The 21,178-nt window shown below is 72.9% G+C and carries 21 protein-coding genes and 1 pseudogene; 15 read left to right on the top strand and 7 right to left on the bottom strand.

Annotated features, from left to right (window positions below; genetic code table 11):
- The first annotated feature begins 4 nt into the window (after window positions 1-4).
- The 12 genes from proS (at window position 5) to EAD96_RS20880 (ending at window position 8,275) form a co-directional block, all read left to right on the top strand.
- Window positions 5-1,411: a proline--tRNA ligase gene (gene proS, locus EAD96_RS20825; protein ID WP_121685486.1), complete on the top strand. Its 1,407-nt coding sequence runs from the start codon at window positions 5-7 to the stop codon at window positions 1,409-1,411.
- Between the two features lies 1 nt (window position 1,412).
- Window positions 1,413-2,081: a DUF402 domain-containing protein gene (locus tag EAD96_RS20830; RefSeq protein ID WP_121685487.1), complete on the top strand. Its 669-nt coding sequence runs from the start codon at window positions 1,413-1,415 to the stop codon at window positions 2,079-2,081.
- A 242-nt stretch (window positions 2,082-2,323) separates the two neighbouring features.
- A complete protein-coding gene (rpsP, locus tag EAD96_RS20835; RefSeq protein WP_120571174.1) occupies window positions 2,324-2,770 on the top strand; it encodes a 30S ribosomal protein S16 in 447 nt (148 codons plus the stop codon).
- Window positions 2,745-3,005, top strand: coding sequence for an RNA-binding protein (locus EAD96_RS20840; protein ID WP_026268109.1), 261 nt, complete (start codon window positions 2,745-2,747; stop codon window positions 3,003-3,005). The genes rpsP and EAD96_RS20840 overlap by 26 nt, the downstream gene beginning before the upstream one ends.
- The gene (rimM, locus tag EAD96_RS20845; protein WP_030269963.1) at window positions 3,005-3,544 is read left to right on the top strand and encodes a ribosome maturation factor RimM; all 540 of its coding nucleotides are present in this window, start codon (window positions 3,005-3,007) and stop codon (window positions 3,542-3,544) included. The genes EAD96_RS20840 and rimM overlap by 1 nt, the downstream gene beginning before the upstream one ends.
- 13 nt (window positions 3,545-3,557) lie before the next feature.
- Window positions 3,558-4,346, top strand: coding sequence for a tRNA (guanosine(37)-N1)-methyltransferase TrmD (gene trmD / locus EAD96_RS20850; RefSeq protein ID WP_030269961.1), 789 nt, complete (start codon window positions 3,558-3,560; stop codon window positions 4,344-4,346).
- Window positions 4,347-4,489: 143 nt separating this feature from the next.
- On the top strand, window positions 4,490-4,849 hold the full coding sequence (gene rplS, locus EAD96_RS20855) for a 50S ribosomal protein L19 (RefSeq protein ID WP_013284591.1): 360 nt from the start codon (window positions 4,490-4,492) through the stop codon (window positions 4,847-4,849).
- Between the two features lie 168 nt (window positions 4,850-5,017).
- Complete coding sequence (gene lepB / locus EAD96_RS20860; protein ID WP_120571173.1) at window positions 5,018-5,899, top strand: signal peptidase I; 882 nt, start codon at window positions 5,018-5,020, stop codon at window positions 5,897-5,899.
- Complete coding sequence (gene lepB, locus EAD96_RS20865; RefSeq protein ID WP_120571172.1) at window positions 5,896-6,528, top strand: signal peptidase I; 633 nt, start codon at window positions 5,896-5,898, stop codon at window positions 6,526-6,528. The genes lepB (EAD96_RS20860) and lepB (EAD96_RS20865) overlap by 4 nt, the downstream gene beginning before the upstream one ends.
- A gap of 90 nt (window positions 6,529-6,618) precedes the next feature.
- Window positions 6,619-7,086 carry an NUDIX hydrolase gene (locus EAD96_RS20870; RefSeq protein WP_120571171.1) on the top strand — a complete coding sequence of 156 codons (468 nt, stop codon included), beginning with the start codon at window positions 6,619-6,621 and terminating at the stop codon, window positions 7,084-7,086.
- Window positions 7,080-7,955, top strand: a complete 876-nt coding sequence (locus tag EAD96_RS20875) for a ribonuclease HII (RefSeq protein ID WP_120571170.1) — start codon at window positions 7,080-7,082, stop codon at window positions 7,953-7,955. The genes EAD96_RS20870 and EAD96_RS20875 overlap by 7 nt, the downstream gene beginning before the upstream one ends.
- Window positions 7,952-8,275 (top strand): DUF2469 domain-containing protein, encoded by a 324-nt coding sequence (locus EAD96_RS20880; protein WP_011905215.1) that lies wholly within the window; start codon window positions 7,952-7,954, stop codon window positions 8,273-8,275. The genes EAD96_RS20875 and EAD96_RS20880 overlap by 4 nt, the downstream gene beginning before the upstream one ends.
- A 24-nt stretch (window positions 8,276-8,299) precedes the next feature.
- On the opposite strand, the gene EAD96_RS20885 is transcribed toward EAD96_RS20880, so the two are convergent.
- Both EAD96_RS20885 and EAD96_RS20890 read right to left on the bottom strand, forming a co-directional pair.
- Complete coding sequence (locus EAD96_RS20885) at window positions 8,300-9,406, bottom strand: sulfite oxidase (RefSeq protein ID WP_121685488.1); 1,107 nt, start codon at window positions 9,404-9,406, stop codon at window positions 8,300-8,302.
- Complete coding sequence (locus tag EAD96_RS20890; protein WP_121685489.1) at window positions 9,403-10,062, bottom strand: methyltransferase domain-containing protein; 660 nt, start codon at window positions 10,060-10,062, stop codon at window positions 9,403-9,405. The genes EAD96_RS20885 and EAD96_RS20890 overlap by 4 nt, the downstream gene beginning before the upstream one ends.
- A 392-nt stretch (window positions 10,063-10,454) precedes the next feature.
- Between EAD96_RS20890 and EAD96_RS20900 the strand changes: the two are divergent.
- Window positions 10,455-10,924: pseudogene (locus EAD96_RS20900) on the top strand (M23 family metallopeptidase); the annotation flags it as partial.
- A gap of 31 nt (window positions 10,925-10,955) precedes the next feature.
- Here the strand turns inward: EAD96_RS20900 and EAD96_RS20905 are convergent.
- Together EAD96_RS20905 and EAD96_RS20910 are read right to left on the bottom strand one after the other, a co-directional pair.
- Window positions 10,956-12,137, bottom strand: coding sequence for an aminotransferase class V-fold PLP-dependent enzyme (locus EAD96_RS20905; RefSeq protein ID WP_121685492.1), 1,182 nt, complete (start codon window positions 12,135-12,137; stop codon window positions 10,956-10,958).
- A gap of 88 nt (window positions 12,138-12,225) precedes the next feature.
- Complete coding sequence (locus tag EAD96_RS20910; protein ID WP_199733248.1) at window positions 12,226-13,215, bottom strand: tyrosine-type recombinase/integrase; 990 nt, start codon at window positions 13,213-13,215, stop codon at window positions 12,226-12,228.
- A 449-nt stretch (window positions 13,216-13,664) separates the two neighbouring features.
- Between EAD96_RS20910 and EAD96_RS20915 the strand changes: the two genes are divergently transcribed.
- Window positions 13,665-14,006 carry a hypothetical protein gene (locus EAD96_RS20915; protein WP_121685494.1) on the top strand — a complete coding sequence of 114 codons (342 nt, stop codon included), beginning with the start codon at window positions 13,665-13,667 and terminating at the stop codon, window positions 14,004-14,006.
- Between the two features lie 5 nt (window positions 14,007-14,011).
- On the opposite strand, the gene EAD96_RS20920 is transcribed toward EAD96_RS20915, so the two are convergent.
- From EAD96_RS20920 to EAD96_RS20930, 3 genes are read right to left on the bottom strand one after another with little or no spacing between them, the layout of a single operon-like run.
- Complete coding sequence (locus EAD96_RS20920) at window positions 14,012-15,193, bottom strand: DNA-processing protein DprA (protein WP_121685495.1); 1,182 nt, start codon at window positions 15,191-15,193, stop codon at window positions 14,012-14,014.
- Window positions 15,190-16,710, bottom strand: coding sequence for a YifB family Mg chelatase-like AAA ATPase (locus tag EAD96_RS20925; protein WP_121685496.1), 1,521 nt, complete (start codon window positions 16,708-16,710; stop codon window positions 15,190-15,192). Before EAD96_RS20925 ends, EAD96_RS20920 begins: the two co-directional genes overlap by 4 nt.
- Window position 16,711: 1 nt before the next feature.
- On the bottom strand, window positions 16,712-17,071 hold the full coding sequence (locus EAD96_RS20930; RefSeq protein ID WP_121685516.1) for a YraN family protein: 360 nt from the start codon (window positions 17,069-17,071) through the stop codon (window positions 16,712-16,714).
- A gap of 489 nt (window positions 17,072-17,560) precedes the next feature.
- On the opposite strand from EAD96_RS20930, the gene EAD96_RS20935 reads away from it, so the two are divergent.
- Complete coding sequence (locus EAD96_RS20935; RefSeq protein ID WP_147457910.1) at window positions 17,561-21,088, top strand: LamG domain-containing protein; 3,528 nt, start codon at window positions 17,561-17,563, stop codon at window positions 21,086-21,088.
- Window positions 21,089-21,178: the final 90 nt, after the last annotated feature.

Consider the following 21,178-nt stretch of genomic DNA (forward strand, 5'->3'; position numbering starts at 1 on the left):
GGTCATGGCACGCGTGCTCACTCCCCGTGCGGAGGACTTTCCCCGCTGGTACCAGGACCTGATCGCCAAGGCGAAGCTGGCCGACAACGGCCCGGTCCGGGGGACCATGGTGATCCGACCGGCCGGCTACGCCATCTGGGAGCGGATGCAGGCCGAGATGGACGCCCGGATCAAGGCGGCCGGCGCGGAGAACGCGTACTTCCCGCTGTTCATCCCGGAGAGCTACCTCAAGCGCGAGGCCGAGCACGTCGAGGGCTTCTCGCCGGAGCTGGCGGTGGTCACGCACGGTGGCGGCAAGCAGCTCGCCGAGCCGGTGGTGGTGCGCCCCACGAGCGAGACGGTCATCGGCGAGTTCATGGCCAAGTGGATCGACTCGTACCGCGACCTGCCGCTGCTGCTCAACCAGTGGGCCAACGTGGTCCGGTGGGAGCTGCGCCCGCGGATCTTCCTGCGTACCAGTGAGTTCCTCTGGCAGGAGGGGCACACCGCGCACGCGACCCGCTCCGACGCCCGCGCCTACGCCCGGCGGATCCTGCACGAGGCGTACGAGGACCTGATGGTCAACGTGCTCGGCATCCCGGTGGTGGTCGGCCTGAAGACCGCCCGGGAGCGCTTCGCCGGCGCCACCGCCACGTACACGTGCGAGGGCATGATGGGCGACGGCAAGGCGCTCCAGCTGGGCACCAGCCACGAACTGGGCCAGAACTTCGCCAAGGCGTTCGACATCAGCTACTCCTCGGCCGAGGGCGGCCGGGAGCACGCGTGGACCACCTCCTGGGGCACGTCCACCCGGATGCTCGGCGGCCTGATCATGTGCCACGGCGACGACAACGGGCTGCGGGTGCCGCCGAAGCTGGCGCCGGCCCAGGCGTACGTGATGATCGTCAAGGACGGCGACGGCGTCGGTGAGGCGGCCCGGAAGCTTCACGACGCACTGCGGGACGCCGGGGTGCGGGTGGCGCTCGACGACCGGACCGACACCGCGTTCGGCCGCCGCGCCGTCGACGCCGAGCTGCGCGGCTACCCGGTGCGCGTCGAGGTCGGCCCGCGTGACCTGGCCGCCGGCAACGCGGTGGTGGTCCGGCGTACGGACGGCTCGAAGGCCCCGACGCCGGTCGCCGACGTGGTCGGCGCGGTGCTGGCCGCGCTGGAGGCCGACCAGCGGGCGCTGCACGACCAGGCGCTGGAGTTCCGCCGGTCCCGCACCGTCGAGGTGTCGACGCTGGCCGAGGCGATCGAGGCGTCCGCCACCGGCTGGGCGCGGGTGCCGTGGTCGGCGGTCGGCGTCGAGGGCGAGGCCGAGGCGAACGGTCAGGGCGTGACGGTCCGTTGCCTGGTGCGCGCCGACGGCTCGGTGCCGGACTCGGAGGACGAGCCCGACCTGGTGGCGATCCTCGCCCGCGCGTACTGAGATGCGACCCGGCGATCCGGCCGGCCGGTTCGCGCCGGGGCGGCTGATCCTGCACCGGAACGTGCGGCACGGCCGGATCGGCTGGGTCCGGTCGGCCCGCGTGGTCTCCGACGACGAGCGCGGCCTGCTGCTCTGGGTGGCGCGGACGGCGCCGGTCGCGCACGAGGTGACGGAGGCCGGCCTGGGCATGCGGGCCGTGCCGTTCGCCGAGTGGGTGACGTCGTCCTACCGGCTCGCGCAGGGGCTGTGGAACGGTCCCCCGGTGCTGAAGTTCCTGCCCACGGGCGCGGCCCACTCGGTCTGGTGGTTCCGCGACGCGGCAGGGCGCTTCCAGAACTGGTACGTGAACCTGGAGGAGCCCGGCGTCCGCTGGGACGACGGCGCGGTGGCCGGGGTCGACATGGTCGACCAGGACCTCGACGTGGTGGTCCACCCGGACCTGAGCTGGGAGTGGAAGGACGAGGACGAGTTCGCCGAGCGGCTGGCGTTCCCGGAGCACTACTGGGTGGCCGACGAGAAGGCGGTACGCGCCGAGGGCGAGCGGGTGATCCGGATCGCCGAGGCGGGCGAGTTCCCGTTCGACGGCACCTGGTGCGACTTCACTCCACCCGCGGAATGGGATGTACCGGACGAACTTCCGCCCGGTTGGGACCGTCCGCCGGTGCGCTGAACCGGTGTCCTCCGTCACGGCCCGCCCCGTCCCGGGCGTGGTGTCCGGGTCCGGTGTGAGAGTTCCGGGCCGGATCTGGCAGAATGGGTCGCTGGTATCCGGCGCGCGTCCGGCGCCCTCTAACCCGGGCGCGTCGCCAGTTCACCGAGCAGTCTCCGGCCCAAACCCCACTGTGCCGGTCGGCGCTCACCCGCCACACCGCCCGTACGGGCCGGTGAGATCGCAACAGGAGCGAAACAACTGTGGCCGTAAAGATCCGGCTCCTGCGGATGGGCAAGATCCGCAACCCGCAGTACCGCATCGTCGTCGCCGACTCGCGCACCAAGCGTGACGGTCGCGCGATCGAGTTCGTCGGTGTGTACCAGCCGAAGGAAGACCCTTCGGTGATCGAGGTCAAGTCGGAGCGGGTCCAGTACTGGCTCTCGGTCGGCGCCCAGCCGAGCGAGGCCGTGCAGCGCCTGCTGGAGCTGACCGGTGACTGGCAGAAGTTCAAGGGCCTGCCCGCCCCGCCGCCGCTGAAGGTCGCCCCCGAGCGGGCCGACCGCAAGGCGGCGTACGAGGCCGAGGCGAAGGCCGCCGCCGGCGTGGCGGACACCCCGGCGAAGCCGGCCAAGAAGGCCGCCAAGCCGGAGGCCGAGGCCCCCAAGGCCGAGGAGCAGACCGGTGCCGAGTCCGGCGAGCAGGCCTGACATGCCGCTGCGTCCCGCTCTGGAGCACCTGGTCAAGGGCATCGTCGACCACCCGGACGACGTCCGGGTGCGCATGGTCGACTCCCGTCGGGGCAAGCGCCTCGAAGTCCGCGTGCACCCCGAGGACCTCGGCACGGTGATCGGGCGGTCCGGCCGGACCGCCAAGGCGCTGCGCCAGGTCATCGGCTCCATCGGCGGGCGTGGGGTACGCGTCGACATCGTCGACTCGTACTGATGCTTCTCGTCGTCGGCCGGATCGGTAAGCCGCACGGCATCCGCGGTGAGGTCACCGTGGAGGTGCGTACCGACGAGCCCGAAGCACGGTTCGCCCCCGGTTCGGTGTTGACCACCGAGCCGGGGGTCACCCCGTCGGAGCCCGGCGCCTGGCGGGTGCCGCCGACACTCACCGTCGAGTCGGCCCGCTGGCATCAGGGCCGCCTGCTCGTCGCCTTCGAGGGCGTGCTGGAGCGCGACGTCGCCGAGGCGCTGCGCAACACGCTGCTCGGCGTGGACAGCGCCGACGTCGCCCCGCCGGAGGACCCGGAGGAGTTCCACGACCACCAGCTGGTCGGGCTCACCGTGGTCACCCGCGACGGCGAGCACGTGGGCGAGGTCGCCCGCATCGACCACGCGCCCGCGTCCGACATGCTGGTGCTGCGGCGCCCCGAGGGGCGTACCGCGCTGGTCCCGTTCGTCAAGGCGATCGTGCCCGAGGTGGATCTGGCCGGCGGTCGCGTCGTCGTCGACCTGCCCGGCGGTCTGCTCGACCTCTAGCTGGAGCCACCGCATGCGCGTCGACATCGTGTCGATCTTCCCCGAGTACTTCGCCCCGCTGGATCTCTCGCTCATCGGCAAGGCCCGGGCGAACGGCACGCTGCGGCTGGCCGTACACGATCTGCGGACCTGGACCCACGACGTGCACCGCACCGTCGACGACACGCCCTACGGCGGCGGTCCGGGCATGGTCATGCGGCCCGAGCCGTGGGGCGAGGCGCTGGACGCGCTGGCGCCCGGCGAGCTGAGCCCGGACGGGCACACGCTGCCCCGGCTGCTCGTGCCGTCGCCCGCGGGCGTCCCGTTCACCCAGGCCCTGGCGCACGAGCTGGCCGCCGAGTCGCACCTGCTGTTCGCCTGCGGCCGGTACGAGGGCATCGACCAGCGGGTGCTGGACCACGCGGCGACCCGGATGCCGGTGACCGAGGTCTCCCTCGGCGACTACGTGCTGTTCGGCGGCGAGGTGGCCGTGCTGGTGATCCTGGAGGCGGTCACCCGGCTGCTGCCCGGCGTGCTCGGCAACGCCGGGTCGCTGGACGAGGAGTCGCACGCGCACGGGCTGCTGGAGGCACCGCTCTACACCAAGCCGGCGAGCTGGCGCGGGCTGGACGTGCCCGAGGTGCTGCGCTCCGGCGACCACGCCAGGATCGACCGCTGGCGGCGGGACGAGTCGCTGCTGCGGACCGCGGCCCGGCGCCCCGACATGATCGGCGCGCTGGCCCCGGAGACGCTCGACAAGCGGGACCGGGCGACGCTGGACCGGGGCGGATTTTCCTCGCCGCCGGGGCATGTGGCAAAGTAGAGGGGTTGCCGCATCCGTCCGCGCCGTGGGCGGCTGCGAGGACCCTCGACCGGGGCCGGTCTCGCCGGTCACCACCCGGGGGTCAGAATCACCCATCCGCGCATCGACTGACGATGCGCCGTGAGCCTCACGAGGACACAGCGATGAACATCCTGGACGCCCTTGACGCCCAGTCGAAGCGTACCGACCTGCCCGACTTCCGTGCCGGTGACACCGTCAAGGTGCACGCGCGGGTCGTCGAGGGCAACCGGTCCCGGGTCCAGATCTTCCAGGGCGTCGTCATCCGCCGCCAGGGTGACGGTCTGCGCGAGACCTTCTCGGTCCGCAAGGTCAGCTTCGGCGTCGGCGTGGAGCGGACCTACCCGCTCAACGGCCCGGGCATCGACCGGATCGAGGTCGTGACCCGCGGTGACGTGCGTCGCGCCAAGCTCTACTACCTGCGTGAGCTGCGCGGCAAGAAGGCCAAGATCAAGGAGCTGCGGGAGAAGCAGCCGGCGAACTGACGTCCGTACGCCACGCCGCCCGAGCTGCGCGGATGTCGTATCGACCAGACCGCATTACCCTGGTCGGTACGGGCGCAGCCGGACGGTGCGAAACGGTCCACTACCGCCCGTGGGGTCTCCGAGGAGACTCCCGGGCGGTAGTGTCGTTTCCGCGGACCGGAGAGTGGCATGGTGCAGATGGTTGACGAGGACGGCGCCGTCGATCCCTGGCGCCGGCGGGCCCGCCGCGGCCGCCGCCAGATGCCGCTCTGGCAGGAGCTGCCGCTGCTGCTGATCGTGGCGTTCTGCCTCGCGGTGCTGATCCGCACCTTCCTGCTCCAGGCGTTCTTCATCCCCTCCGGGTCGATGGAGAACACGCTGCTCGTCGGCGACCGGGTGCTGGTCAACAAGGTCGTCTACGACGTCCGCGACCCGGTCCGCGGCGAGGTGGTGGTGTTCCGGGGCACCGACCGCTGGGTCGCCCAGGAGGCGCCCGCGCCGCCGGCCAACTTCGCCGGCCGGGTCGGCCGCACGCTCGGCGACCTGGTGGGCGTCAGCCGCCCCGGCGAGAAGGACTTCATCAAGCGCGTCATCGGCGTACCGGGCGACAAGGTCTGGTGCTGCGACGACGGCCGGGTGGTGGTCAACGGGGTGCCGCTGGACGAGCAGGCGTACGTCTCCGAGGACTCCCCGGTCGAGCTGCCGCCCAATCCCAAGGAGTGCCGGTCCCGGCAGTTCACCGAGGTGGTGGTGCCGCCGGGGCAGATCTTCGTGATGGGTGACCACCGGCTGGTCTCGCAGGACGCCCGATGTCAGGGGCCGGTGCCGATCGAGAACGTGGTCGGCCGGGCCTTCATGATCGTCTGGCCGTCGCAGCGGTGGACCACTCTGTCCGTACCGGAGACGTTCACCAGCGTGCCCCGCGCGGACGCCGCGCCCGCGGGGCCGCTGCCGGTGGATCCCGACCCGGTCGGCGGCGTCGTCCTGATCCTCCCGGTCGCGGCGACGCTCACCGTTCTGGCGGGTTCGGGGCGACCGCGCCGTACCCGGCGACGTAGGCTCCTCCCGTGATCGACGAGCAGACCGAGAAGCCCCGCAGTTCCTTCTGGAAGGAGCTGCCCATCCTCCTGGGCGTGGCGATCCTGGTCGCGGTGCTGGTGCGTGCCTTCGTGCTGCAGACCTTCTTCATCCCGTCGCCGTCCATGGAGAACACCCTCAAGATCGACGATCGGGTGCTTGTCAACAAGCTGGTCTACGACTTCCGCTCGCCGCACCGGGGTGAGGTGATCGTCTTCAAGGCGCCCACCGAGTGGAGCGGCAACCCCGACGGCGAGGACTTCATCAAGCGGGTGATCGGCGTCGGCGGCGATCACGTGGTCTGCTGCGACCGCACCGGCGGCCAGGAGCGGCTGGTCATCAACGGCAAGCCGATCGACGAGCCGTTCATCTTCCCCGGCAACAAGCCCGCCGACCAGGACTTCGACGTCACCGTGCCGAAGGGGCGCCTGTGGGTCATGGGCGACCACCGGGAGGCGTCCGGCGACTCGCTGGAGCACTGGCAGCAGTCGGGCGAGGACATCAACGTCGCCACCATCCCCGAGGGCGAGGTCGTCGGCCGGGCCTTCACCATCTTCTGGCCGGTCAGCCGCGCGACCTGGCTCAGCGTCCCCGAGCAGTTCGACGGGATCCCCAATCCCTGAGCCGGCCCGCGCCACGCTCCGGCACGCCGGCCCCGGCTCGGCGGCGGGAGGGCGTGGTCGTTCGTCGCAGGCGTCTGGCAGGCTGGTGCGGTGACCGTCTACACCCCTCGTCGCGCGGCCCGGGTGCTGCTGGTCGACGCGTCCGACCGGGTGCTGCTCTTCCAGGGCAGTGATCCGGCCCGGCCGGGTCACCGCTACTGGTTCACCCCCGGCGGCGGGCTGGACCCGGGGGAGTCCCCGGCCGACGGCGCCGCCCGGGAATTGGCCGAGGAGACCGGCTTGCGCATGGCCCCGGCCGAGCTGGGCGCGCCGGTCTGGGCGGAGACCGTCGAGTTCCCGTTCGACGGCGTCTGGTACCGCCAGGAGCAGCAGTTCTACCTGGTCCGGGTGACGGGCTGGGAGGTCGACACGGCCGGCTTCAACGACGTCGAACGGGCGAGCGTGCACGGGCACCGCTGGTGGCCGGTCGCCGAGCTGGCCGCCTCCGCCGAGCGCTACTACCCGCCGGACCTGCCCGGCCGGCTCGGCGCCGTGCTGGGGGGAGGTGGCGCGTGCTGACCCCGCCGCGCACCGTGGTGCGCCGCGACGGCGGCCTCTACGCGCTGGAGCGGGCCCTGCAACGGCGCGGCTTCCGGCACGTGGCGGGCGCCGACGAGGCCGGTCGAGGCGCCTGCGCCGGGCCGCTCGTGGCCGCCGCCGCGATCCTGCCCGAGGGCCGGCGCGGCGAGATCGACGAGCTGGCCGACTCGAAGCTGCTCACCCCCGCCGCCCGCGAGCGCGTCTACGACGAGGTGGTGGCACGGGCCCTGGCGTACGCAGTGGTGGTCATCCCGGCCGAGGAGGTCGACGCCCGCGGGCTGCACGTGTGCAACCTCGCCGCGATGCGCCGGGCGCTCGCCTCGCTCACCACCCGCCCGGAGTACGTGCTGACCGACGGCTTCGGCGTCGACGGGCTGGACGTGCCGGGCCTGGCGGTCTGGAAGGGCGACCGGGTGGCCGCGTGCGTGGCGGCGGCGAGCGTGCTGGCCAAGGTCACCCGGGACCGGATCATGGTGGAACTGGACGGGCGGTTCCCCGGCTACGGCTTCGCCGAGCACAAGGGCTACATCACCGCCGAGCACAGCGCTGCCCTGCGCGCGCTCGGGCCCTGCGGGGAACACCGCTTCTCGTACGTGAACGTGGCCGCCGTCTCCGGACGGGACGGCCGGCCTCCCCGCGCCCGCCGACCGGTGGGCGCCGACGCGGCTCGGCCCGAGCCCGCGGCCGGGCTGCCGGGTCTCGGGCCCGGAGCGTTCGCCGGCCGCCCGGACGAGCCGATGGGGCACTGCGGCGCGTCAGGGGGTACCGTCGGCGTGGCGTTGGGCGAGCAGCCGCGACCTCCGGCGTCGGTGGGGGAAGATGTGGTCATGGAAGGCGGAGTGCGATGAGCGCGGAAGATCTCGAGAAGTACGAGACCGAGATGGAGCTGCAGCTCTACCGGGAGTACCGGGACATCGTCCGCCAGTTCTCCTACGTGGTGGAGACCGAGCGCCGTTTCTACCTGGCCAACCAGGTCGACCTGCACGTGCGCAACTCCGACGGCGAGGTCTACTTCGAGGTCGAGATGCACGACGCCTGGGTGTGGGACATGTACCGCCCTGCCCGTTTCGTCAAGAATGTTCGAGTAATGACGTTCAAGGACGTCAATGTGGAAGAGCTCGAAAAGCCCGACATCTCGCTTCCCGCAGATTCCGGATTCGGGAGCTGACCGCAGGCGGCTGACCGCCCGGGATCACTCCGCCGGCACGACCACCTCGACCCGCTGCACCAGGTTGTTCGCGAACCCACCCCGGTTCCACGGCTGCTCGACCGGCTGGGTACGCCCCGACGCGTCGGTCGCCCGGGCGCCGAGCACGTACCGCCCCGGCGTCGCCGTCCAGCTCACCGACCACCGGCGCCACGCCCACTCGCCACCGGCCGGCTCGTCCAGGACCGCCGGTGTCCACGTCTCGCCGCCGTCGACAGTCACCTCGACCGAGGTCACCGGCGCGTGACCGGACCAGGCCCGGCCGTCCAGAGTGCACGGTCCCGGCCGCAGCACCCGGGTGCGGGACATGAAGTCCGGGAACCCGGGCGGACGCACCAGCGCACGCGGCTCGATCCGGGTCACCGGCACGCCCGGGTCGTCGGCGTCGCGTCGCAACCGGTAGGCCACCGCGTTCTGGTAGCCGTCGAACGGCCCGGTCGTCACGCTGATGTCGCGCAGCCACTTCACGTGCGCCATGCCGTACCAGCCGGGCACGATCAGGCGCAGCGGCGCGCCGTGCTGCGGCAGCAGGGGAGCGCCGTTCATCTCGTACGCCAGCAGCACCTCCTCGCGCAGCGCGTCGGCCACCGGCAACGCCCGCTGGTAGTCCTGCTCGACACCGCGCTCCACCCCGTGGTCCGCGCCGGTGAACACCACGTCCACCGCGTCGCCGGACAGGCCGGCCTCGCGCAGCAGCGGCGCCAGCGGCGTACCGGTCCACTCGGCGTTGCCCACCGCCTCCACCAGCCACGGCTGGCTGACCGGCCGGGGATGCAGCAGCGCCCGGCCGTTGCCGGCGCACTCCAGCGTGACCCGGTGGGTCACCCGAGGCCGGTCGCGCAGCGCCGCCAGGTCCAAGCGAAGTGGACGCTCGACCGCGCCGGACACGCTCAGCGCGTACGCGGCCGGGTCGACGTCCGGGATGTCGTAGTGGATGAGCAGGTAGTGCAGGCCCGCCGGGGTCACGTCGTACCGCAGCGCCTCCAGCGGGATGCCGTGGTTACGCGCGGCGAGCTGAAGCTCCTCGGCACTGATCGCCTCGTCCGGCCCGGCCACCCGGGAGGGCCGGCTGACGTCGTCCACAGTGGTCATGACTGCTCCGTCCGCTCCAGCACGTCGTAGCCCACGAACGTGAACATCCGCGCCCCCGCCGCCAGCGGGCGGGGCGTGCCGGTGAAGCGGTGCGCGCCGACGCCCACACCGTCGGCCGGGCTGTTCACCGCCACCGACTCGAAGCCCTCCTCGGCGAACCACTCGCAGATGACCGGCACCAGGTCCGGCTCGCGCCGGTGCCGCGTCCACAGCACCGTGCCGCCTGTGGCGCAGAGCGAGGCGCAGTGCCGCACAGTGGCCCGGATGTCGTCGTCGGTGATGTTGCCGAAGATGCCGCAGGCCAGCACCAGATCCGCCGGGGCCAGGTCGGCGTAGCGGTCGGTCAGCGAGGCGTCCCCGGTCACCACCTCCACGCCGGTGAGCCCCGCGTCGGCGGCCGCCCGGCGGGCCAGGTCGGCGTTGCGTGGATCCAGTTCGACCAGGCGGGCGGTCACGTCGCCGCCCCGGGGATGGGCGGCCAGCACCGGGATCAGGTCGCGGCCCTGACCCGCGCAGAGGCTCAACGCGCGCAGCGGGCCGGGCGGCGCCACGTCCAGCGCGTCGGCCACACGCTGCCGCACCTCGGCGAGTCGCCGGGCCAGTGCGGACTCGGGCTGGTCGTAGTCGCTGTGCCAGGCGTACCAGTCCTTCGTCACCCGGCCAGCATAGGCGTCCGGGCCGTAGCAGATCGGCCCCGATTCCGGCGCTCGTCCACAGCCGGTGCGTCGTCCACAGTGCGGTCGTGCGGGGCTCGCGGGACGTGCCCGTGGTGGGCAGGGTGTCCGGCGTGCGTTCCTCCATCTCTCACGTCGGCCGGGCCGTGCTGCCGGTGTTGGTCCTCGTCGCCTGCCTGCCGGGCGCCTCCGCGCCGTCCCGGGCGGCGCTGTCGTCCTCGGCCGGGCCGCCGTCGTCCCGGGCCGGTGCCCATTCATTCGTGGCCGGGCCGTTCGCCGGGTCCGCGGCGGGCGCCCATTCGTTCGTGGCCGGGCCGTTCGCCGGTTCCGCGGCGGGTGCCTCGGCAGCCGGTGATCCGATGGCGGGTGTCTCGGGGCGGGAATCCGGGCTGCGCCCGGTGGGCGGTTCCGGTGGCCGCTGCCGGGCGCTCCCCGGGTGGTGCGGCGGTTCGACCCGCCGCCGCAGCCCTGGCTGTCCGGGCACCGGGGCGTCGACCTCGCCGCCGCACCCGCCACGCCCGTGCTGGCGGCCGGTGCGGGGACCGTCCTGTTCGCCGGGTCGGTCGCCGGCCGGCCGGTGCTCACCGTCGGCCATGCCGACGGGCTGCGCACCACATACGAGCCGGTCCGCTCCCGGCTCACCGCCGGTACCCGCGTGGACGCCGGCACGCCGGTCGGCGACCTGCTCGCCGGGCATCCCGGCTGCGCGGAGGCGGCCTGCCTGCACTGGGGCCTGCGGCGCGAGACCGAATACCTCGATCCGCTGGCCCTGCTCGGGCTCGGCCGCGTGCGGTTGCTGCCGCTGCACCCCGTCTCCGACGGTTCCGCGGTTGTCGCCGGCTGATCGGCGGCGGCGCCGGTCGGCGGCGCGCAGCTCAGCCCTGGGCGAGCAGCGTGGGCAGCCGGACGGCCAGCCGGTCGTACTCGTCGGGGGTGTTGTAGACCTGGCCGCACAGCCGCAGGTAGCCGCGCCCGTTCCAGCCGGCGACCGACACCTCGGCGGAGAGCCGGTCGGCGATCCGGGCCCGGAGCTCCCGGGCCGCGTCCAGCGTCGTCGCGACACCGGGCGGCAGCGGCACGAGCCGCATCGCGACCGCCGGTCCGCCCGGCTCCGGCAGCCGCTCCGGCGCCACACCGAGCGCGTCCCCCACGACCCGTTGCCCGTACGCGGCCAGCGCCGCGTTGTGCGCGCGTACCCGGTCCACGCCGAGGCTGCGCAACGTGAACAGGCCCACCGGGGCGGCCAGCCAGCCGGTGTAGTCGAGCGTCGCCTGCCACTCCACCCGGACCGGGAACCCGCTGTCCTGCTCCCACGAGACGACGAGCGGCTGGATCTTCTCCCGCCACTGCGGCGTCACCACGAGCACGGCGGTGCCGCGCGGCGCGTACGCCCACTTGTGCAGGTTGCCGACCCAGAAGTCGGCGCCGACGGACGCGACTGTGGCCGGCAGCATGCCCGGCGCGTGGGCGGCGTCCACCAGCACGGGCACGCCCTGCTCCCGGGCCACCGCGACGATCGCCGCGGTGGGGAACAGCCGGGCGGTCGGCGAGGTGAGCTGGTCGACGATCAGCAGCTTGGTACGCCCGGGGCGCAACCCGTTGCGGACGATCTCGACCACCTCCTCGTCGGTGGCCGTCAGCGGCACCGGCAGGGTGCGGGACACCGCCCCGGTGCGGCCGCACTCGCGGGTGACCGACAGCGCCACCGCCCCGTACCCGTGGTCGGTGGTCACGATCTCGTCGCCGGGGCGCAGCGCCAGCGACTGCAACACGACGGCCGCGCCCGTGGTGGCGTTGCCGACGAGCGTGGTCCCGTCCGGGTCGGCGCCGAGGAACGCGGCCAGGTGCCGCCGGGCGTGGGCGATCCGGTCGACCAGGCCCTGCGTGAAGAACCGCAGCGGATTGGCCTCCATCTCGTCGCGCAGGCGCTGCTGGGCGCGTTGCACGGCGATCGGTACGGCGCCGAACGAGCCGTGGTTGAGATGGCTGACGGAGGGATCGAGGGAGAAGAGCAGCCGAGCCCCGGGAATCGGCTCGGGTGGCTGCGGCACCGTCATCCGTCGATCCTAGCCCGAGATGGATCATGCGCTGGGCGGATTCCGCCCGCAGACCGTGCCACCGACGCTGCCTGCGCGCCCGTGGCGGTCAGGCGCGGGGGTGGGCCTGCCGGTACGCGGCGCGGAGCCGCTCCACCGAGACGTGCGTGTAGATCTGCGTGCTGGCGAGCGACGAGTGCCCCAGCAACTCCTGTACGGCGCGCAGGTCCGCGCCGCCTTCGAGCAGGTGCGTGGCGGCCGAGTGGCGCAGCCCGTGCGGCGTGACCCGCGGCACCCCGGCGGCCCCGGCCCACGCGGCAACGATCCGCCGTGCGGTGGTCGGGTTGAGCCGTCCGCCCCGCGCCCCGAGCAGCAGCGCCCGGCCCGAGCCCGGGGCCAGCAGGGCGGGCCGCCCGTCGCGCAGCCAGGCGTCCAGCGCCCGCTGGGCCGGCACTCCGTAGGGCACCGACCGCTCCCGCCCGCCCTTGCCCAGCACGCGTACCACCCGGCGGGCCTGGTCGACGTCGGTGACGTCCAGGCCGCACGCCTCGCTGATGCGTACCCCGGTGCCGTAGAGCAGTTCCAGCAGCAGCCGGTCGCGCAGCAGCACCGCGTCGGGCGGTCCGTCGCCGGCCGCCTCGGCGGTCGTTCCGTCGTCGCGTCCGAGCCCGGCGCCGTCGGGGTGGGCCGTCGAGCGGTCGGCCCTGGGCGGGCCCGGACGCTGCTGCGACGGCGCCTCCACCAGGGCGGCGGCCTGGTCGGCGCGCAGCACGGTGGGTAGTTCCCGCCGGGCCCGAGGGCTGGCCAGCGGTGCGGCCACGTCGTCGGCGAGCAGGCCGGTCCGGTGCGCCCAGGCGCTGAACGTCCGGGCCGCGGCGGCGCGCCGTGCCATCGTCGTCCGGGCCGCGCCCATGGTCCGCTGCTTCGCCAGCCAGCTACGAACTACGGCGAGGTCCAGCTCCGGCAGTTCGGCGCAGCCCATCCGGACGGCGTGGTCCAGGAGCGACACGAGATCCGTGACGTACGCCCGGACGGTGTGGACGGAGCGGTTGCGGACCCGCGACAGGTGGTCGGCGAAGTCGTCCACCGCCTCGCGCATCGACGCGGGCAGCTCCTCGTGCGCGTCCCGCGTGCCGCGCCGCCGCTGACTCACCGCGGCACCCGGTCCGGGCGTACGCGGTCGCGGCGGGGGAGGCGGACGACGATCACCGTCCCAGCGTAAGGCGGAAGTGCCCTCGTCCGCCGTGCCGCCGTCCCCGCCGTTCACCGAGCCGGCCCGGCCGTCACTCCGCCGTCCGGCGTCGGTCGGTCGGCCGGCGTGTGCCGTCCGCCACGTCGGACGCGCCCTTCCGGCGCCGGATCAGTGCCGACGCGTGGAACGGGGGTGGCAGAAGCGGGTCTGGACAGGGGAAACTCATGCTGCGGCACGCTTCCGGTGCGGCGACCGGCGGGCAGCGTGGCCGAGCCGGCCCTGACGGAGGGTCGATCCGGCCGCGATCAGGCGAACGCGTCCCCGTGACGGTGACGCCGCTACGAGGAGGGCCGAGAGTGGGAGTGGACGCCGTCCTCTACCGGCAGGTGTCGGCGGGTGACAGTCGCCGCCGGCCCGTGTACGTCTCGATCGAGGTCGTCGCGGACCCGCAGGACGTGCTGCTCGACCTGCTCAAGCGTGTCCGCGGCGGTGGCCGGACCCCGCTGCTGGACCGTGTCGACCCGCTCGGCGAGCTGACAGTGGGCGCCGAGCGGATGTCGCAGCTGCTCGCCGAGCTGCGGTGCCTGGCCGAGGTGGCCGGAGCGCCGGCCGAGGTCGACCACGTCCACCGGCTGGCCCGGCTCGTCCGCCGGTGCGCGGAGCGCCGCGACGCCGAGATCCGGTTCGAGGGCGACTGACGCGTTCACGTCCGGGCCGCCGGTGACGAGGGCGCGAGCGCGTAGCCGCCGTCGCGGCGTACCACCATCGCCAGTTCCTCCAGCATGGACAGCTTGCGCATGGCGGTACGCAAATCCACGCCCGCGCGCGCCGCGACGCTCTCCAGGTCGAGCGCCCGGCGGCGCGGCAACGCCTCCAGCACCTGGGTGGCCTCCTCGTCGAGCCGGTCCCGTGCGCGCTCGGGCGCCCGGGCGGGCGGGGCCAGGTCGTACCCGATGCGCCCCACCTCCTCCAGCACGTGCGCGACGTTCGTGACCAGCCGGGCCTCCGGCCGTTCCCGCAGCACCTCGTGCCCGCCGACGGACATCGCTGAGGTCACCGGTCCGGGCACCACCATCGCCGGCCGGCGCAGGCCGAGCGCCCGGTTGAGCGTCTGGGTGGCGCCGCTGCGGGCGGCGGCCTCGACCAGCACCGTGCCGCTCGTCGCCGCCGCGATCACGCGGTTGCGGATGAGGAACCGTGGCCGCAGCGGCTCCGCGCCCGGAATCCACTCGCTCACCAGCAGGCCGGTCTCGGCGATCCGGTCGAACAACGCGGCGTTGCCCATCGGGTACGGGCGGTCCACCCCGCAGGCGAGCACGGCGACGGTGCGCCCGCCCGCCGTCAACGCGCCCCGATGCGCGGCGGCGTCGATGCCGAACGCCCCACCGGAGACCACTGTCCACTCCCGGTCGGCCAGGCCGTAGCCCAGCTCGGTGGCGATGTGCGCGCCGTAGGGGGTGGCCGCCCGGGCGCCGACCACCGCCACCGAGCGCGCCAGCGCCTCACCGAGCGGCCACGCCCCGCGTACCCAGAAACAGAGCGGCGGGTCGGTCTCCACGTCGACCCGCCGGGTGGCCCCGGACAGCGCCAGCCGGCGCAGGTCGCCGACCTGAGCGGGCCATTCGTCGTCCTCGGGGGTGACCAGCCGGGCGCCGAGCCGTTCGCCGCGGGCCAGCGCCTCCGCGGCGACCGCCCGGGCGTCACCGGAGGCACCGCGCGCCGCGACGGCCGACCGGAGTGCCCGTTCCGGCGCCTCGCCGGACAGCAGCAGGTCGAGCGTGGCGACCGGCCCGATCCGCTCCACCAGGGCGTACACCGACCGGGTGCCGGGCTCGGCGAGCCAGGTGAGCGCCACCCGCGCCAGCCGGCGGTCGTCGGCGCTCACGCGACCTCCCCGGTCCTGAGCTGGATGGCCTCCGCCACGTCGTCGTGGCCGGGCCGGTCCCGCCCGTCCAGGTCGGCGATGGTCCAGGCGAGACGGAGTACGCGGTCGTAGCCGCGCGCGGACAACGAACCGGTGTCGAGCCGGTGGCGCAGATCCCTGGTGACCCGGGCGGGCAGGTGCCACGGCGGCCGGCGCAGGTCCGGGCCGGGGACGTCGGCGTTCACCCGGTGCCCGGTGGCCGCCCAGCGATCGGCGGCGGCGTGCCGCGCGGCGACCACCCGGGCGGCGACGGTGGCCGATGACTCCTGCGCGGCGTCGGTGCTCAGCAGCTCCGCCGCGCGTACCGCCTTCAGCTTGACCTGCACGTCCACCCGGTCGAGCAGCGGACCCGACAACCGTCCCAGGTAGCGTCGCCGGGCCAGCGGCGGGCACTCGCAGTCGACGTCACCGGAGGGCTTCGCGCACGGGCAGGGATTGGCCGCCAGCACCAGTTGGGTGCGGGCCGGGTACTCGGTGGCACCGCGGGTACGCGCCACCCGCACCCGGCCGCTCTCCAGCGGCTGCCGCAACGCCTCCAGCGCGCTCTTGCCGAACTCGGGCGCCTCGTCCAGGAACAGGACCCCGCGGTGGGCGAGCGACACCGCGCCGGGCCGGGCCAGCCCGGAACCGCCTCCGACGAGCGCGGGCACCGTGGCGGTGTGGTGCGGCGCCTGGAACGGGGGACGGCGCAGCAGCCCGCCGCCGGGCGGCAGCAGGCCGGCGATCGAGTGCAGCGCGGTCACCTCCAAAGCTGCCTCGTCGTCCAGCTCCGGCAGGATCGAGGGCAGCCGCTCGGCGAGCATGGTCTTGCCGGCGCCGGGTGGGCCGAGCAGCGCGAGGTGGTGGCCTCCGGCGGCGGCGATCTCCAGGGCGCGCCGCCCGAGCGGTTGCCCGGCCACGTCGACCAGGTCGGGCCCGGCCGGGCCGCCGAGCGGCACGTGGGCGGGTGGGGCGAGCAGGGGACTGCCGTTGCGGACGTGGGCGACGAGCCGGTGCAGGGTGTCGACCGCGTGCACCCGTACGCCCGGGATGACTGCCGCCTCGGCGGCGTTGCCGGCGGGCACGACGACGCGGGTGTGCCCGGCGCGGGCGGCGGCGGCGACCATGGGCAGCGTGCCGCGGACGGGGCGTACCGCGCCGTCGAGGCCGAGCTCGCCGAGCACGACAGTGGCGTCCAGGGCGACCGGTGGCAGCTCGCCCGAGCCGGCCAGGACGGCGAGCGCGATGGCGAGGTCGAACGCCGAGCCGTACTTGGGCAGGGTGGCGGGAAGCAGGTTGAGGGTGATGCGCCGGTTGGGCCACTTCTGGCCGGAGTTCACGATCGCGGCGCGGACCCGGTCGCGCGCCTCGTGCAGCGCGGTGTCCGGCAGGCCGGAGATGATCACGGCGGGCAGTCCGGGCGCCAGGTCGGCCTCGACCTCGACGAGGTGCCCGGCGACTCCGGCCAGGCCGACGCTCAGCACTTTCGCGTACCCCATGTCAGAACGCGCCGCGGAGGTGCTCGACGCGGGCGGGGCCGGTGAGCGGGAGCCGGACGGAGAGCACGTCGAAGCGGACCTCGTCGGCGGTGGTCCCGGTCTGGGCGAGCCAGCGGGCGGCCAGGCCGCGCAGCCGGCGGGCCTTGGCGTGCACGACGGCCTCGGCGGGGGAGCCGAACTGCTCGCCACGGCGGGTCTTGACCTCGCAGATGGCGAGGACCGGGCCCTCCCAGGCGATGATGTCGATCTCGCCCTCGGGACAGCGCCAGTTGCGGGCGACCGGGCGCAGGCCCGTCTCGATCAGGTGCCGTAGCGCGCACCGCTCGCCGTACGCCCCGACGGCTCGGTTCCGGTTCGTCATGCCGGCCAGGATGCGCCGGGGCGGCCCGGGGCGGCGGGACGGATGCGGCTGCCCTGTGGACAAGCTGACGGTTGTGGACGGAGCCACGATCACCGGATCGACGTGGTAAGGCTGCCAGCCGCACATGCGAGACGCCAGTGGCGGACGGTGACGGCGGTGACGGCCTCGGGAGCATGTGGGCGGTTTGCGCTAACCAGTTGTGACGTCTCTTTACAGGGCGTGTAGCTGATCTTTACTGTCGCATCGCTGAGGAGCAATGAACGGGGGCTGTCATGAACTTGAGCTTGATCTGTAGAACGACCGTCGCGCTGAGCCACTCTCGCCGACCAGTCGTCGATCAACTCGCCCGCTGAGAGCCGCTCGCGCTGACACATGCCGACGTCGGGCGCCGGAGCGACCGCCGTCCGTTACAGGTTCTTGATTTCCACGCCTTGAGTCCCGTGCCCCGCACGGCCCTATGACGTGCCAAACGCAATGAGGAGTGTCTAGGTGAGAGCACCTGGATCGATTTTCGCGTGGCGTCGTCGCGGTTTCGCCGCCGCAGTCGTCACGCTAGCCCTGATCGCGGTCGGCAGCCCGACCCTGCTGCCGTCGCCAGCGGTGGCCGAACCGCCGGCGTCCCCGGACGTACCCGTGCTGGGCGAGGTCGACGCGCTGGCGCAGGCCAGGAAGCTCAAGATGCAGGTCGAGGTCACCAGCCTCAAGAGCGAGAACTCACGTGTGCTCGCCACGCCCCAGGGCAACCTGGTGCTGGAGTCATACGTGGAGCCGCAGTGGACGAAGACTCGTAATAACAACTCGTGGCAACGGATCGATACCCGGCTCGAACGGCGAGCCGACGGTTCGCTGGGGCCCGTGGCGACGCTGGCCGACGTGTCGTTCAGCCAGGGCGGAAGCGCACCGGCGATTCGGCTGCCGGTGGCCGATGGGCAGGTGTCGCTGTCCTGGCCGGGGGAGCTCCCGGCCCCCTCGCTCGACGGCGACACCGCCGTCTACGCCTCGGTGCTGCCGGACGTGGACCTGCGGCTGCGGGCCTTGCGCGACGGGTTCACCTGGGCGCTCGTGGTGAAGTCCGCGCAGGCCGCGGCGAACCCGATGTTGAACGAGTTGCGCTTCTCGCTGCGGACGACGGGGTCGCTGACCAAGCGGTCCAAGGCCGGCGGCGGATTCGAGGTGGTCGACCCGACCGGTAGCCCGATGCTGTCCGCGGGCGGTGCGCTGATGTGGGATTCGGCCGGGGTGGCGCCGAAGGCTCCTGCGGGGACGAGCCGGGCGGCAGCCGACTTCGCCGCCTGGGACCGGCGCGAGTCGTTGCGGGTCGCGCCGGACCACGCGCGCAAGGCGGAGATTCCGACCCGGGTGCAGGGCGACGACCTGGTCATCGTGCCGGACCAGGCGCTGCTGCGCGGCAAGACCACGGTCTTCCCAGTGGTCATCGATCCGTGGAGCACGATCGAGAAGACCCGGTGGGGTTACTCGAGCACCAACAACGCGACCCGCAACGATGGTGTGGCCCGCGTCGGCCGGGACCCCGAGGGGTCCGGCACCTACCGGTCGTACTTCTCGTTCAAGCTCACGTCGCTGTCCGGCAAGACCATCCGCAGCGCCAAGTTCCTGACGGAGATGACGCACTCGTGGGACTGCGGCAACACCCCAGTGAACCTCTGGCGGACGGCCGACATGGCGACCACAGGCAAGCAGACCTGGTCCGGGCCGAGCTTCTCCACTTGGTTGGAGAAGCGGTCCGGGCACGCGCACAAGCCATCCACCGGTGAGGGCTGCTCCGACGACCCCCAGCCGGATCAGCCGATGGAGTTCGCCAGCCCGAACGTCACCGCGGACATCAGTGCCAACCGGGGCCAGGAGATCTACACGCTGGCGCTGTCGACCCGCGAGTCCGACGGCACATCGGAGTCGACGAGCAACTGGTGGAAGAAGTTCGACCCTGTGCAGACCAAGCTGACGGTGGAGTACAACACCAACCCCAACACCCCGACGGCTGCACAACTGTCGACCCACGCCGGCTACACCGCCCCGCCGCAGGCGTGTGTGACCGGTACGTCACGGCCGGCAGTGCGCTCGGACTTCCCGTGGCTGAAGGCGACGGTCAGTGACCCGGACGGCAGCGGTGGTGGCAGCCTCTCCGGCGTCTTCACCCTCCAGAAGCTGGTGGGTGGCACCTGGACGAACGTGTCCGGCTGGCCCAAGACCGACTCCGGGGTCGCGCCCGGAGCCAAGGCCGAGTTGCAGCTGTCCGCGAAGACGGTCAACGGCGAGATCTACCGGTGGCAGGTGCAGACCAAGGACACGCTCGGCGGTTCCTCCACGGCGTCCCCTTGGTGCGAGTTCTCCGTCGACTACTCAGCACCCGAGGCGACCCCCGGAGTTGTCGCCGCCGACGGCCTCTACCTGGAGTCGCCGCCCCGGGGCACGAACCAGGACCTGCGGGGATCGGTCGGTTACACCGGGCGCTTCACCTTCTCGGCCAACGGTGCCGCAGACGTATACGACTACGTCTACCAGATGAACGGTGGTCCAGAGATGGTCGTCCGTGCCAGCAGTCTCGGCGGCACCGCCACCACCGTGGCGACGCCCACCCTGCGGCATGAGAACGTGCTGACCGTCCGCAGCCGCGACCAGGCCGGGAACTCGTCCGCCCCCTACGACTACGCCTTCCTGGCAGGCGACCCGTCCGGTCCGGTCGCGCACTGGGCGATGGATGAGGGAACCGGTCTGATCCTGAACAACAAGGTCGAGGGCGCTCCGGTGGCGACCATGAGCCCGTCCCCGGCCTGGGCGGACTCGCGTGTGCTGGGGACGAGCCGGCGAAGCGGCAAGGACTGGGCGGTCAAGTTCGACGGCGACGATCAGGCCGCGACCACAGGCCCGGTCATCGACACCACCCGCAGCTTCTCCTTTGCGGCCTGGGTCCGCGCCGATGTGGCTGGTGGGGTGGTCATGGCGCAGGTCGGCACGAACAAGAGCCCGTTCGAACTCCAGTACCATCCGGCGAAGCAGCGATGGTGCTGGGTCAGCTACGCATCGGACACGGTGAACGCTCTGGCGACCCCGTCACCCGCGTGCGGTACCGGGCCGGTGCAACCGGGCGTGTGGGTACACCTCGCCGGTGTCTACGATGCCGGCTCGACCAACCAGCTCTCGTTGTACGTGAACGGGGTCCGCAAGGGCGTGGGCATAACCAACGCCTCCGTGTGGTCCGCGTCCGGGCCGCTGATGATCGGTGCCGCGCGCAACGGGGCACCGACCGGTTGGATCAACGGTGCCATCAGCGAGGCCCGGGTCTGGGACCGGGTCATCGACCCGGAGACGGACCTGTCCGAGATCGTGGCGCCCGTCCGGGTCGGCCAGTGGGACATGGACAGTGACGACCAGGACGAGCCGAGGGAATCGGGCGACTCCTCCGACTACCGGACGCCACTGACTCTCGGTCCGGCACCGGCCGCGAACTGGACCACGGAGGGCTTCAACGGATCGACTGCCCTGCGCTTCGACGGAATCTCGGGTGCCGCACAGACCAGCGGTCCGGTGCTGCGCACCGACCAGTCGTACACCGTCTCGGCGTGGGTGCGGTTCGCAGGTGGCGCGGGCGCCCGCACGGTGATCGCCCAGGACGGCGTGAACATCTCCAGTTCGTTCCTGAGCTGTCGTACCGACGCGAACGGGTCGAAGTGGTCGATCATGCTCCGCTCCGGCGACTCGACCGCCGCGCCCGGGTTCTACGTGACCGGCGGCACCTGCCTGGTCAACCAGTGGACGCACCTCACGGCCGTGCAGGATGCCACGAGCCGGACGATGAGCCTCTACGTGGACGGCAATCTGTTGAGTCAGCTCACCCCCACCTTCAACCCGTGGCACGGAACAGGCGGGCTGGCGGTCGGCCGAGGCAAGTGGGGCGCGCCCACCGACTACTTCAACGGTGACATCGACCGTGTCCAGGTGTGGCAGGGCGCGCTGAGCGCCGCAGAGGTCCAGGCGGCGTTCGCCGCAACCGACTGACCCGCGTCTACCCGTCCTGTCCGCAACGCAGGTGCGGCAACCTCTCGTTCTTGAAGGGCAGAAATGAGAATCGATCGAACCGGCCGACCG

This window comes from Micromonospora sp. BL1 (assembly GCF_003667485.1).
GTDB classification, from domain to species: Bacteria; Actinomycetota; Actinomycetes; order Mycobacteriales; family Micromonosporaceae; genus Micromonospora; species Micromonospora tulbaghiae.

Coding starts and splice junctions, on each gene's coding strand:
- EAD96_RS20910 (WP_199733248.1), bottom strand. CDS start 13,215: ATGCGCGAGGCGGTGGACGACTTCGCCGACCACCTGTCGCGGGTCCGC.
- trmD (WP_030269961.1), top strand. CDS start 3,558: ATGCGCGTCGACATCGTGTCGATCTTCCCCGAGTACTTCGCCCCGCTG.
- proS (WP_121685486.1), top strand. CDS start 5: ATGGCACGCGTGCTCACTCCCCGTGCGGAGGACTTTCCCCGCTGGTAC.
- lepB (WP_120571173.1), top strand. CDS start 5,018: ATGGTGCAGATGGTTGACGAGGACGGCGCCGTCGATCCCTGGCGCCGG.
- EAD96_RS20905 (WP_121685492.1), bottom strand. CDS start 12,137: ATGACGGTGCCGCAGCCACCCGAGCCGATTCCCGGGGCTCGGCTGCTC.
- EAD96_RS20880 (WP_011905215.1), top strand. CDS start 7,952: ATGAGCGCGGAAGATCTCGAGAAGTACGAGACCGAGATGGAGCTGCAG.
- EAD96_RS20925 (WP_121685496.1), bottom strand. CDS start 16,710: ATGGGGTACGCGAAAGTGCTGAGCGTCGGCCTGGCCGGAGTCGCCGGG.
- EAD96_RS20885 (WP_121685488.1), bottom strand. CDS start 9,406: ATGACCACTGTGGACGACGTCAGCCGGCCCTCCCGGGTGGCCGGGCCG.
- EAD96_RS20930 (WP_121685516.1), bottom strand. CDS start 17,071: ATGACGAACCGGAACCGAGCCGTCGGGGCGTACGGCGAGCGGTGCGCG.
- rplS (WP_013284591.1), top strand. CDS start 4,490: ATGAACATCCTGGACGCCCTTGACGCCCAGTCGAAGCGTACCGACCTG.
- EAD96_RS20830 (WP_121685487.1), top strand. CDS start 1,413: ATGCGACCCGGCGATCCGGCCGGCCGGTTCGCGCCGGGGCGGCTGATC.
- rimM (WP_030269963.1), top strand. CDS start 3,005: ATGCTTCTCGTCGTCGGCCGGATCGGTAAGCCGCACGGCATCCGCGGT.